Source organism: Vibrio sp. MMH1-50 (assembly GCF_022347645.1).
Taxonomy (GTDB): Bacteria; Pseudomonadota; Gammaproteobacteria; order Enterobacterales; family Vibrionaceae; genus Vibrio; species Vibrio harveyi.
Window position 1 is genome coordinate 1 of the sequence record NZ_JAKRGG010000048.1, and the last position, 13,359, is coordinate 13,359.

At 45.4% G+C, this 13,359-nt stretch carries 11 protein-coding genes; 5 read left to right on the forward strand and 6 right to left on the reverse strand.

Features of this window, described 5'->3' with window-relative positions; genetic code table 11:
* Window positions 1–192: 192 nt before the first annotated feature.
* From MHO32_RS23020 to MHO32_RS23035, 4 genes are all read right to left on the reverse strand, one after another.
* Window positions 193–522, reverse strand: a complete 330-nt coding sequence (locus tag MHO32_RS23020; RefSeq protein ID WP_005434604.1) for an SMR family transporter — start codon at window positions 520–522, stop codon at window positions 193–195.
* Between the two features lie 2 nt (window positions 523–524).
* Window positions 525–902, reverse strand: a complete 378-nt coding sequence (locus tag MHO32_RS23025; protein ID WP_239214326.1) for an SMR family transporter — start codon at window positions 900–902, stop codon at window positions 525–527.
* 203 nt (window positions 903–1,105) lie between these two features.
* Window positions 1,106–2,032, reverse strand: coding sequence for a LysR family transcriptional regulator (locus MHO32_RS23030; protein WP_009699062.1), 927 nt, complete (start codon window positions 2,030–2,032; stop codon window positions 1,106–1,108).
* A gap of 48 nt (window positions 2,033–2,080) precedes the next feature.
* The gene (locus tag MHO32_RS23035; protein ID WP_239214329.1) at window positions 2,081–3,088 is read right to left on the reverse strand and encodes a LacI family DNA-binding transcriptional regulator; all 1,008 of its coding nucleotides are present in this window, start codon (window positions 3,086–3,088) and stop codon (window positions 2,081–2,083) included.
* Window positions 3,089–3,319: 231 nt separating this feature from the next.
* On the opposite strand from MHO32_RS23035, the gene MHO32_RS23040 reads away from it, so the two are divergent.
* The 5 genes from MHO32_RS23040 (at window position 3,320) to MHO32_RS23060 (ending at window position 11,194) form a co-directional block, all read left to right on the forward strand.
* Window positions 3,320–4,672: a serine/threonine-protein kinase gene (locus MHO32_RS23040; RefSeq protein ID WP_017189912.1), complete on the forward strand. Its 1,353-nt coding sequence runs from the start codon at window positions 3,320–3,322 to the stop codon at window positions 4,670–4,672.
* Between the two features lie 31 nt (window positions 4,673–4,703).
* Window positions 4,704–6,179 carry a chromosome partitioning protein ParA gene (locus tag MHO32_RS23045; protein WP_239214331.1) on the forward strand — a complete coding sequence of 492 codons (1,476 nt, stop codon included), beginning with the start codon at window positions 4,704–4,706 and terminating at the stop codon, window positions 6,177–6,179.
* 2 nt (window positions 6,180–6,181) lie between these two features.
* Window positions 6,182–6,754, forward strand: coding sequence for a sigma-70 family RNA polymerase sigma factor (locus MHO32_RS23050; RefSeq protein WP_005446332.1), 573 nt, complete (start codon window positions 6,182–6,184; stop codon window positions 6,752–6,754).
* A gap of 4 nt (window positions 6,755–6,758) precedes the next feature.
* Window positions 6,759–8,300 (forward strand): hypothetical protein, encoded by a 1,542-nt coding sequence (locus tag MHO32_RS23055; protein ID WP_239214333.1) that lies wholly within the window; start codon window positions 6,759–6,761, stop codon window positions 8,298–8,300.
* A gap of 248 nt (window positions 8,301–8,548) precedes the next feature.
* Window positions 8,549–11,194 carry a hypothetical protein gene (locus MHO32_RS23060; protein WP_017189910.1) on the forward strand — a complete coding sequence of 882 codons (2,646 nt, stop codon included), beginning with the start codon at window positions 8,549–8,551 and terminating at the stop codon, window positions 11,192–11,194.
* A gap of 59 nt (window positions 11,195–11,253) precedes the next feature.
* Here MHO32_RS23060 and MHO32_RS23065 read toward each other — a convergent pair whose 3' ends face one another.
* Both MHO32_RS23065 and MHO32_RS23070 read right to left on the reverse strand, forming a co-directional pair.
* Window positions 11,254–12,240 carry an SPOR domain-containing protein gene (locus tag MHO32_RS23065; protein WP_239214335.1) on the reverse strand — a complete coding sequence of 329 codons (987 nt, stop codon included), beginning with the start codon at window positions 12,238–12,240 and terminating at the stop codon, window positions 11,254–11,256.
* A gap of 161 nt (window positions 12,241–12,401) precedes the next feature.
* A complete protein-coding gene (locus MHO32_RS23070; RefSeq protein WP_005446340.1) occupies window positions 12,402–13,358 on the reverse strand; it encodes an ABC transporter permease in 957 nt (318 codons plus the stop codon).
* Between the last annotated feature and the right edge of the window lies 1 nt (window position 13,359).

Genomic DNA, 13,359 nt, shown 5'->3' on the forward strand with positions numbered 1-13,359 from the left:
GTTGGTCACTTTTCTTTTTAAATAAATGAATCCGTCATTCCGACGAGCCTAGGCGAGATCAGGAATCTACTATCAAAGTGCTGTGAAGCGAGAGGAAACGCCTCTGCCACAGCACTTTTTGTTGGTAGATTCTGAATCACGCTCGTCCCTCGCTGTTCAGAATGACGATATCTAGGACTCAGGCAAAGAACATCAAGCTGTCTTCATCACCACAACCGCGGCAATCACCACGAAGATACCAAACCAGCCAATCGGCTTAAGCTTTTGTTTGAACAGCAAAGCGCCACCAATCGCGGTACCTAAAATACCTATCGCGCCCCAAGAGGCATAGGCGATCGCAAGGTCGATCTCTTTTACCGCTTGAGCAAGCAAAGTAAACGCTGCCATCACCAAGACAATCGCAGTGATGCCCCACCCTCTGTGCTTAAAGCCTTTAGAGCGAGTCAGTGCCATGTTCGCCATGATGTCGACCAACGCCGCCATGACAACAAATCCAAATGAAACAGTAAAAAATTGGCTCATGATTAACACCTCGCATTCGATGAGCTTGGCAACTCATCTTTTTGTTGAGGCTGATCGTGTGATTCGCCGAGCGTCACACACACGATACCGACGACTGCCAGCGCCAAACCAAGCAACTGCTGCGTGCTTAAGTTGGCGTCAAACAAAACGATAGAAACCAGGGTAATCAAGGCGATACCCAAACCTTCCCATGTTGCGTACGCGACACCGATAGAGATTTTCTTTGCCGCTTTCGACAAGAAGTAATAGGAAATGGCGATCAGAACGTACATCACCAGATAGCCTTCCCACGCATTACTTTCACCAATAAACGACATCGTACTGGTACCGGCAACTTCGGCAACGATGGCGAGCAATAAAAATAGACGTGCAATGAGCATGATTCATCCTCCCCAGAAATTAAAAAACTGCATAACGGAGAATGGTGAATGTCCTTTAAGAATCAGACATTCAAAGAATTGATAAGATAAAAAGAGCCGCTTCTCCTGACTATTTGTAGTCAGATTAGCCCTTCTTCAGTAAAACAGACAGGTAATTGAGATATTCATTTTTGAATATCTTAAAGGACGGTTTGCCTATCCGATCACGTTAATGGCGTATTGAGGGTTTGCTGCACCACTTGGTGCAAATGGCGGTGCAATGGGTGGTTGCGGTAGGTCTGTAAATAACCCCCAGAAACAACAAATTGGCTAAACTCTCGGTTTACCATCGGCATTGGATAAGAGGCAAGCTCGTGCATCAAATGTGCAGTGCTTTGGCTGGCATACATGATGGCATCGGTCTCAAGCAACATTTGGCAAGCGACGCGCAAGTTGTAGGACTTGAGCAATACAACGGGTTCGTAACCCATGCGGCGATATTCCGACTCCACCGTACACAGCGGGTTGTAGGATGCTGGTGCAGGCAAAGAGACCAGTGGCAATTCCGACACCGTATCCCAATCATTGCTGATTTGCGACAACGTCGGGTGGTCTTTACGCGCCAAAATCACACGCTTTTCAACAAACAATGGGCGCATGTAGATGTCTTTCGACAACTCGGTTTCTTGGTCGAGAATGCAGTAATCGTGTTCGCCCTCTAGCATCTCGTCTTGGGAATAAATGTTCCAGCTTGAGAAAGCAAACGAGGCTTGAGGAAAAGCTTGATGGCAGCCGCGCAATAAACGCTGGCCTTGTTCGTCCATCAAGTAAGGGTCAGTCACAATCGCAATCTGACCTTGGTATTCGAGTGGGTCAAAGTCCGAAAACTCCTGCACTACTTTTTCTAGCGGCGACAGCATGTTATCGAACTCCGCCGCTAAGCGAATCGCCATTGGAGATGGCTCTACCCCATGCGCTTTACGCACAAACAGCGGATCATCAAACACGTCTTTGAGTTTCATCACCCCACGACTGGCGCTGGGTTGCGAAATGCCAAGCTGCATCGCCGCCAACTTGATGCTGCGATTTTCTACCACGGCTTTAAGTAAGCGCATTAAATTAAGATCTAACGCATCAAGTTGGTGTGGCATGCCCGTGTCCTTATCAGAAACGAATGATGAAAAATAAACGTGACTGAGCTAGACGCTCTCGCCCGCCGTAATTTGATAGCCCATATTCACGACCGTCTCGGCTTGCTCTTCACCCTTTAGCCGCGCAATCAGTAACTCGGCACTTTTCTCACCAATCTCGAAACGCGGTGTATCCACACTGGTCAGTTTCGGGCTAATAATTTGCCCGATGTCCAATGCGTTGTAGCCCACCACCGCAAGTTGATCTGGCACTTTGATGCCGCGCTGCTGAGCACTCAACAAGGTACCAATTGCGATGTCGTCGTTGGTACAAAATACGCCATCAAGTTCTGGGTAGGTTGTCAGTGCACGCTCCAGTAAATCATGCGCTAGCGAAAAGCTTGAGTGATCACCTGTTAGCACATGTTTTGGCTCCAACCCTGCTTCCGTCATCGCGCGATCGTAGCCTTGCATACGCAATTTAGTACGCGTATCCAAGCGAGCACCGAAGTAAACAATAGTACGCTTGCCCGACTCCAACATGCGCTTTACGACGCTGTAAGAAGCGTCTTCGTGATCCATACCAACCGCCATATCAATCGGCTGCTCTGGCAGTTCCATGGTCTCTACCACAGGAACGCCAGCGTTTTTGATCATCTGCAAAGTGCGTTGAGTGTGATGGCTTTCAGTTAGGATTAAGCCATCAACTTGATAAGAGAGCAGCGACGCGATTTTGCGTTCTTCTTCCAGCTCGTCATAACTAAAGTGCGCAAGCAGTGTTTCATAGCCATTAGCTTTAGTGACCGTTTCAATGCCCTGAACAAAAGACGCAAAAATTTGGTTGGACAGTGAAGGCAGTAAAATACCAATCGCTTTACTGGAAGACTTCGACAGCATCGCCGGAGCACGGTTTTCGATGTAGCCTATCTCTTCAATTACAGCGGCAATTTTCACTCGCGTTTTTTCTGCCACTGAGTCTGGATTGCGCATGTAACGCGAGACGGTCATTTTTGTTACGCCAACTTTGTCTGCGACATCCTGCAATGTCGTTCGTGCTTTCTTATTCTGCTGAGCCATAAATATCTAATTTATCAGTAATGTTACTAGTAACATTATGACGAATAGACTCCTTGTCGACAAGCTCGGCAAAATCCATCTGCTACATCATTAATAAAATCATAACCTTACCGCTCAAATAACCATCAAATTGCAATTCCAACATTGTGATTCAAAGCTGAATAAATAAATGACATTAATATTGAGTTTCTTATAAAATAGCGTACCTAAAACAATAAGATACGAAGTACAGTGCAGTTAGGCTCTAGCGAAACCCAGATTTACTATCACCTGCTTGATCTGGACGACTCTCAAAAGCAGCAATACCTCAACGAATTGCAGCAGAGTCAACCTGAGCTTTACCTCCAAATCGCTCCTCTTTTAGCTAGCGAAAACGAAGAAGAACAACTGACACAGTTGCTCGGCTTCGGCGCGAATTTGGCAACCAAACAAGAGGTCGACCTAACGGGCGAAGAGGTTAGCAAGTACCGACTCACCCACGAGTTAGGGCGTGGAGGTATGGGGGTCGTATATGCGGCACTGCGCGCTGACGAGACGTTCGAGCAAGACCTTGCGATCAAGTTCATCCAAACCAATCTCAGTAATGTATTAGGCAAACGCGCGCTGTTTGATGAAGCTCAGCTTCTGGCTCGTTTGAACCACCCTTACATTGCCAAAGTGTTTGATGGCGGCTTGCACGGTGATTCGGTTTACATCGTGATGGAACGCGTTTTTGGTCAGACCTTAGACTCGTATTTGTTGCTCACACCAATGGAAGACGATGACAAGTTGTTGCTGTTTAAGCAGATTTGTCAGGCAATGGAACACGCCCACCAGCATCAAGTCCTGCATGCGGATCTCAAACCAGAAAACATCCTAATTGATCGCAATAAACGACCAAAACTGCTCGATTTCAACCTGACACAAAAGGTGCAATCAAACAGTGATGATTCGTCTCCGGCATTAATTGCCTTCAGTGAAAAATACGCCAGCCCAGAACAGCAAGCCGGAGCGTTTTTGACTGAGCAAAGTGATGTGTATTCACTGGGTAAGATTCTGGCGCTGATGTTTCCTGATCAGCCAATATGGTCAGATATTTATTGGGTGGTGAGACGCGCAACGCGAGCGAAAGCAAAGCAGCGCTACCTCAATGTTCGGACACTGCGCCAAGATATTGAATGTATTTTAGAACGACGCCCAATAGAGCAAAAGAAGCACTGGCCACTGTACAGTACACTTCGTTTAGTACAACGCCGACCGCTGCCGTCGCTGTTGTCCGCAATCTTAGTGTTATCTGGTTTGCTGTTTGGTAACACTCTGATTCAAAAGAACATACAACTGCAACAAGAGAAGAAGATTGCAGAAGACATCATGTACGAAGTGACGCGCCTTGTCTTTCATGCCAAGGGGCAAAACGTCGAGCATATGTCCGTCAGTGCCATGATGGAGCTGACACGTAGGCGGATTCTGTCTAACCCAGATATCCCCAAACACATAAAACAAAAAATGTTGTTGGCGATGATGACGCCGGTGCCAGAGAAGCACCTTACAAAATCAATAAGTTGTCAGCCAAATTGTGCACCAAAGGACCGCACTCAACAGTAAGGCTAAACACGAAAAAGGCTTAAAATTTAAGATGTACACACGTTCCGTTGCGATCTGGCTATCGGCTTTAGCGATAGCACCAGCATGGGCGAACTCAACTTCTACGACTCCGTCGGCAGAAGCGACAGCGCCTACCATAAAGCAAGGTTTCTTCATCGATTCACCGGTGACTGGTCTGTATTACAAAACCAGTTCCAACCTATCTGGCCACACCGATAAAGGCGCATTTCAATATCGCCCTGGTGATGTCATCAGCTTCTTCCTAGGCAATGACGATAACGGCTACTTGCTCACCACGATGTCGAGCCAAGAAGTGCTTACTCCGACCATGGCAACCACCAAGCCAAGTCGCAGTATCAACATGACCCGCTTGTTGCTCTCTCTCGACAGCACTCCGGAAAACCGTCAAGAAATCGTGCTAATCAACAAGGTATTATCCGATCCAACCTTCCAAGCACAGCTCAAGCGTCTCGACCTCAATTTCCTAGATGACGCCAAACACCAACTCAATTTGGATTGGGTTTCGGTGCAAGAAGCAGTTGAACATCTAAATGAAAGCCAACGCTACATCGAAAAGAACTTCGCCTCAAATGAGATCATTTTTGAGCCTCGTGACGTGCGATTTAAGAACATCATCATCAAGAAAAAGGATTGGCAGGGTCGCGCCTGTGCATTCGATATTCGCTATCAACACCACCCGCGTTACCGCCCACCAATTGGCGAGATTAACTTCACCATCACTAAAGAGAGCCTGATTCAGCATCCAAGTGTTGGCGACTACTTCCAAGGCTGTTTCCTAGCACTTAACCAGAGCGTAACCGAAGAAATTGTCGAACCGATTGAAAAGTTCTCTGAATGGGAAAGCTTGGTCGGCTGCGCCGATTCAGGCTGTACCCGTAGCGACCTCAATGGCTTCTCGTTAGAAGATTATGACGATGAAGGCGATTGGAAATATCGATCGGTTGCACTCAACTTCGATCCGAGCACCCAGCTATTAATGGAAAAAGTACAGGGGTTGGGACCAAACGAGCACGTTAAGCACCACAACCGTACTGAGATGTTGTGGTTTACCTATCCTGACTCTGTCGATAGCGAAATTGCCTACCAAGGTGTATGGCAACAAACTCAATACCTACAAGACTCAATGAAGCAGTCGTGTCTACTGATGCGTCATAACCAAGTATTGCGCCTGCCAGTTGATGCCGTTACCTGCCCGACAGATACCAGCCTATACACCCAAGATGTCACCAACGAGTATTTGGATATGTGGTGGGTCAACAATGACCAGCCAAGTGCTGAACTCGCGCAAATGAACGTAATGGTGCGTTGGTCACCAACCCCAGCAGAAATCAACTACACCACGTGGGAATACCTACCTGCAGGTAAAAGCTGGGAGCAAGGCATTTTGTATCGTTACCAACAAGACATTAGCCGTAATCGCGATGGTTCTGATCGCGTTGAAACCTATTCCATCTCTGAGTTTGTAAAAGTAAGTGAGGATGTATAGCCATGACTTCTAAATCTACTCTGACGCAAATTATCCAACAGTGGCAAGCAGGCGATAAACAGGCGGAAAGTGAGTTGTACCAATTCGCTTACCTACAACTGCGTAAAATTGCTCAACAAGAACGCGAGCGCAACGCAGAGAAATACGGAACCGACAATAAGGTACTGTCGGACAGCGTAAACAGCACCACCGCTCTGATCCATGACGCGTATTTAAAGATGTCTAATTGCGACATGAGTGAGATTGAAACCAAGCGCGATTTCTTCTTAATGGCAGCCAAAGTAATGCGCCAAATCCTGATCGACAACGCTCGCTCGCATCAAGCGCAAAAACGCCAACACATCACGCTAATGAAAGAAGAAGAAGATCGCTTCGAGCAACTCATCATCATGGATAAAGCACTCGATAACTTTAGTGTGCGCTACCCGCGCCAATCCAACGCGTTAAAGCTCAAATATCTGATGGGCATGAAAAACCAAGAGATCTGTGAACTGCTCGAATGCAGCGCCAGTTTGATTGAAAAAGACCTTAAGTTCTCCCGCAGTTGGCTGCAATCAAGAATGGCACACGCGTAAAATCATGAAGAAGAAATACTGGATTGCAGGTGCATTGAGTACCTGCTTGATGGCGCTTTACTGGCTAACAGACGAGCAAACCACAGCTGCGGCTGCCAACATACAACCAGCGAATAATAACGAGGAAAAGAGAAATACGCCTCACGGAGAACGCACTTCCCTTATCGAAGTAAAACAGGCACTCACCGCATCTGCATTGGAAAGAAGCAATGAACTGGCGTTTGAAAAAGCGCTTGAATCCACGTTGTCAGACCGTCCTGATCAGGTTGAAGATGCCTTGGGATCATTGGAGGCCAATTACTCCCAAAACCTAACGATAACCTACATCAGTGAATCTGCACACGACGATGCAACAGAGAACGGCAAGCCGATAATAAACCTAGCGGTTGAGCAGCAATTACAAACCATTATCTATAGTTGGGAACTGACACAAAACAACCCTATCAACTACTCATTAGGGTTGGAACAGCTGTTCGAAGATCCAGAAGGAGACTTACTCACCACGCGAATTTGGCTAGAAAACGCCAACGGACTGAGCGTTCTCAACCAAGGGCAAATCATGCTGCAAGGCGCGCCAAAAGACTTCAACCAAACCACATATTTGGCAGTCTCTGCACGTGATGACCATCACGGGACAGAAGATCACGCTTGGGTCACGACACGCTTCGAGCTGCCAGCAGTCACTGCAGAGCAGAACGATACAGAACATCCGCTCATTGATGGTGTGGTATATCGCCTTGAAACCACAACGTTGCTCGGTGGACGCAAGTACCCTTACGAAGTAGTGTACTGTGAAGCATTTAAATTCATTGATGATGAAGTTTTTTATGCTGCTTCAAACAACAAAACTCGCTGCCCAGACGAGCATAAGCTGAATAAAGTCGGGGAATACCAGATCAGTGATGACTCATTGATCATCCACATCAAAGGTAGCCGTCAGATCTGGACTACGAAGAAAACCTACCCGTCACGAGTTCACAAAGACACTGAGAACTACTTTATTACCGTCTTTGATAACAATCGTTTCGAAAGCTACACCATGCAAAAAAACAAGCGCTCAATGGAAGAGCGTTTGAACGTCAATACTGGAAAAGAGCTGTATCAGTCCGCCCTATTTGATCTGCTCATTCCGACTGCCGGTGGTTATCGCCATGCGCTCGCGGGTAACTATATTTTTGACCGAAGGCATGCTCAAGGTGGTGAGTATTACGACGGTTTCGACTCAGATCTCAACATAGTCACGTCTAATAGCGACTTATTTGCTCATGAATTCTGTCAGTTTTGGGACACTTCAATCCTTGCAGGTGAAGGGATGTTTAGCGAGGTAATTTCTTACTCCAATAATACCGATTGCGCGACTGCACCTAAGCCATCCGCATACGCTTATGTCTACTTCAACAATGATTATCATGCTAATGATGAGTTTATTCAGGGGGAGGTTTATAGCTACATCCTACGCCCATTTCCTCAGTACGCGAGCAAAGTAGAAGAGCTAAAAATAAACATGATTTACCACTACCCAAAAAATACAGCAGCCTATAAATAAACCAAAACAACACAAGTCATTGTTTATAAAGACCTAAATTTAAAGTTAATTGATATTTTTATTGATAGAAATTCCAAGAAAAAATATTCCAAAAATTTTTACGGTTTTTCTTTGGTTTTCCGTGTCTTGAAGCCGCTTCCAAATCCGATTAAAAATGCGCAGCTTTTCTAATCTCACTAGTGAGATTAGAAAATAAAACAATAAAAAGCGACTTTCTCATTCGGAAACGAAACAAGGACAAATAAACAATGAATAAGGTGAGTTTACTAGCAGCGTCAGTGGCTATCGCGCTAACCGGTTGTGGTGGTTCAGATAGTGGTTCAAGCAACAACAACTCTGGTGTAGTGATTACAGGCTTTGATGGCTACTTCAAAGAAGCAGTCGTTTTTGAAGATGTAAACAACAATGGAAAGCTAGATAGCAACGACCCAATTATTGGTCTAACCAATGATGAGGGTCAGGTGACGCTAACAGACAAACAATACTCTGCTGAAAAGAACCTTGCGATTCAAACCATTATTCCGGGTGGTACTGTTCAAGCTGAACTGATTGCTCGCGATCCACAACTTTTTGCTGGCACATACACGGTTGATATGGACAACCCAACCCAAGCTATGGCTCATGAGGTTGTATTCCGTACACTTCCGGGTGAGAAAGTTATCTCTCCGCTGACTGACCTTGTTGCAATCCAAGCTGGTGCTAACCCAACACCAGAAAAAATCCAAGCAGCGAAAAACAAAGTAAATGAGACATTAGGTATCGAGGGTGATACTGCATTTACTGATGTAATCGCCGCTAACAATACCGCTTTACATAAAACGGCTCAGATTCTAACCGAGTCTAAAGCACAAGCAAAAGACAGCTACTCTGCAGAAACCGCTATTGCAATTGCCGATAAAGCAACTGACGTCGTTAATGATAAAAACAACGCAGACAAACTAGATGATCCAAACTTCAAACCAGTTATTGAAGTCAACAATGGCGTAGTTAGCGAACCCGTTATCAACAGCAAGTTATTTGCAAATGAGAGCGTTGTAAAAGCTATCAATACAGAACTGAAGCCTCTTGATAGCCACTCAATCAATTTAGAACTGCCTCTTGCTGCTGGCGATCTTGCCCTTTTTGAAGATGACGATAACAAAAACATCGACATCACAGTAAGCGTCATCACACTTGATGGTTCTGTGGTCAAAAATCTAACAACTACGGCTATCAATGGTGGCAAGTTAACGATTTCAGGTGAGCTAACTCCAGTTCGTCCTGCTTACCAAATCAAGCTAACGGCAACTGACTACAACTCACAAGAACAAGATAAGTCCTTTGGTGCTGTAACAACCGCTTTCGACCTACAAGTAAACGTTGAAAATCCAGCGCCAACAATCAACACAGAAGCCGCTGATACAATCGAAGAGTGGATTGACAGTATTGAGCTATACCAAGGTGTTGAAGTTCAGAATGAACAATTCCGTATTGACAACTTGTTCTCTGACGACGAAAAGCTTGCATTTAAAGCATACACATCTGTTGATGGCTTAGTACTTGAACTTGTAGAAACACAAGGTCAGACTGAGCTGAAAATCACAGGTAAGCCATCTCGCATTTACCCTGAAGGTCAAACAATCACGATCTCTGCATTTGACGGTATCAATACGACTTACAAAGTCTTCGAGCTAGATGACATTGAAAAACAACCTGAAGCATCGATTGAAATTGATCGCGGTGATCTTGCAGAACTTCAACAAGAAATCACAGTACAGCTAACAACACTAAAAGTTGGTGAAGCTGTTGATGCAGATTTCAATATTACTGAAGTCTTTGAAGCTCAGCACACGTCAGGTGCAATCGAATACTACGCTGGTACAGAAGAAGATGAGTACGCAACAACCGTTCCGGGTCTAAAAGTCAATGTTGATAACAACGGCACACTGACTGTTTCTGGCACACCAACTAGTGCAACGAAAAACGGTTCATTCGTGATTGCGGCAGGTGTAAACCCAGATGCTGACGATGCCGTAATTTCTGAATACGTAACGATCACACTGCCAAACGTTCAACCAGCAGATGACGTAACACCTCCTCCTGCAGGACATCCGTTAGAAGGTAAGTTCCTACATTTCGTAGAAATTGGTCACAATGGTACTAACTTCGCTAAAGGATGGTGTGACTCAATCTACCTAGATGTGAACACGAAAACGATGTACTGGAACGATCGAGATAGCGACAATCTATCAACTTGTGACACAGACATGTCAGAGTTTACAGAAGGTGTCCCATACACAATCGTTGATGGCAAAATTATCTCCCAAGAAGATGGTATGAAAATGACATTGGATGTCATCAAACAACACTCTTTTGATGACGACGAGCATTTCCTTGTGTCATTCACAGATGAAGAAGGCGATGAGAAGTCAACAGAACTGTATTCTTACCACACAAATGCTCAATATGTAGAAGAAGCGCTTAACAATGACGTTAGCGAATCTCAAGAAGATGCGAATTGGGTAGACCGTGAAACATTCATTGCGATGCCATCTGAAGAAGGCGCAAATGATATTGTAGTAACTGAACTGAAAGTTTCTGGCATCGTTCAACAATTTGATTACCAAGGCAGTCCATACACTTCAGCTTCAATCTATGGTCGTAATGCAAAAACTTGTGAAATCCTAAAAGATATCTATCTCGACTACGGTCGTATCCAAGTTCACGGTGACAACTACAGTGCTGACAACTACTTCAGCAGCCAACCACAATATAGAGATGCTGAAGGCTCTTGTTACATCGATTTCATGCCTTTCGATCATTCAGCAGCAATTCCTGCGGGGCTTTACACTATCGAAGCCACTCCAGAGCGTACTGATGAAGCAGAACGCATTATCTTTAGTTTTGAAAAGTGATAACTAGAAGCTCATAAACACGAAGCCCCGCTCTTGCGGGGCTTTTTTTAATCCATTTTTTACTTCACGCAAATCACGTTAAGCAACGAGGTGCCCGTTAGCTGATTTGGCTCTCGGTCAGCAAACAAGCCCTTTTTATCTTTACCCCAGTAAGGTAACTGCAAAGGCCACTTGTTCTTCTCCATCACGCCAGAATCGCGCAATGTTTTAAACTCTGACGCAGTTGCTAAGTGCATTCCTAGCTGTTGGCAAACTTTCATTGAGCTTGAGTAGCTAAGACGATTCCATGGTTTTCCATGTTCCATGTAGAACTGGTTGTTGTTCTCGATTAAATAAGGCACCACAAATGTCTTGCCCTTCAGTACCGTTTTCAAACGCACTTCAACGTTGTCATTCTTGATAGTTGGTTGAGCTGGCTTGGTCATTTTAGCTGGCTCAACGGCAACTGGTTCTAGCGACTTTGGCTTTGGCGCAACTTTCGCAGGCGCATCTTTTGTCTTAAATGCATCCGTATTAGCACGAGTAGCAGCTGGTACGACAGGTGTTACAGGTTTTGCCTCCGGCTTGGTCATTGGCTTAGTCTGTTTCGCAGGGACTGTGCCACCTTTACCAACCACACGAATAAATGCTTCTTTATAGGTCGACAAGGTTTTGACTCGTTGCAAGTCCTGAGATGCTTTAGCAAATTCCGTATAAGGACCAATGAGGCAACGATAGCCTTTTTGTTCTGGCTTCATCCAAACATCGGTGGTGATTTTGCCGTAAATCGGCTTTGCTTTGGCTAAAGACATCGGTTTTGGCAATAGACCACACTGGATCCAGAAGAAATCATTGCCTCCTTGCGGCACTTTCTTTCCCCATAGCCCTTTACCGATCGGACAAGATTGCTCAAGCACAGGCAATTCTTTATTACTGGCCTGAGAGGCTTGGCAAAGAAATTCACTCGCCAAAACCGGAGTCGAAAATTGAGCGCACGCCACCAGCAGCCCAAGGCTCAAGCCAGATTGGACGATACGGGAGGAATGTAGTGCCTTTTTCATTTCCATAGCTTCACTCTAAACAGTAGGTGATGAAATTATCGCGACAGAGCGTCAATAAAACATGCATAAAAAGTGATAAGCAAAAAAAGAGCCGGAATTGCATCCGGCTCTCAGTTTAGAAAGAAATTTATTAAATAGGCAAATAATACGTCGATTTTATCGCGTCATTAACCCTTGTAGATTTTCGGGTTGAACACGTCACGTAACCAGTCACCCAGTAGGTTAATCACCAGTACCAATGTCACTAGCACGATTCCTGGGAAGGCGGTAATCCACCACGCACCAGAGAAGATGTAGTTAAAACCAATACTGATTAGTGCACCCAATGATGGCTGGTCTACTGGCAAACCTAGACCAAGGAATGACAATGCCGCTTCTGACATGATTGCGTTTGCTACCTGTACCGTCGAGATAACCAAGATTGGTGATAGGCAGTTCGGAAGAATGTGACGGAACATGATTCGCGGGGCTTTAAAGCCCATCACTCGTGCCGCTTCTACGTATTCTTTCTTCTTCTCAGCCAGTACTGAAGCACGAATGGTACGTGCATATTGCGGCCACTCCGCCACACCAATAATCACGACAAGCATGACTACCGCGTATTGGCTGTAAAAATCACTGCCAAAGCTGGCTTTAAAGATAGCTGACACGATGATCGCAACCATCATGGTCGAGAACGACAGCTGAACGTCAGCAAAACGCATCAAGAAACTATCAATACGACCACCAAAGTAACCTGCTGACAAACCAATGATGATACCCAGCATAAGCTGAAGACCAACCGCGAGGAAGCCGATCGTCAAAGATAAACGAGAGCCGTAAAGAATGGTCGACAAAATATCACGACCTTGCTCATCAGTGCCCAATACGAAACGCTCATCGCCATCTTCCATCCAAGATGGAGGTAGCTCTGAGTCCATGATGTCGATAGACGTCAAATCGTATGGGTCAGTTGGAGCTAGAATCGGTGCTGCTACAGCCAAGACTAAAAACATCATGAAGACGGTAAAACTTGCCATCGCAACTTTGTCGCGCTTGAAGTAATACAAGAAGTCCGACTCTTTGAAACGTTGCCAGGCTGACGGTGCGGCAGCAGGAGCTGGTGTTACATTTGATTGGCTCATG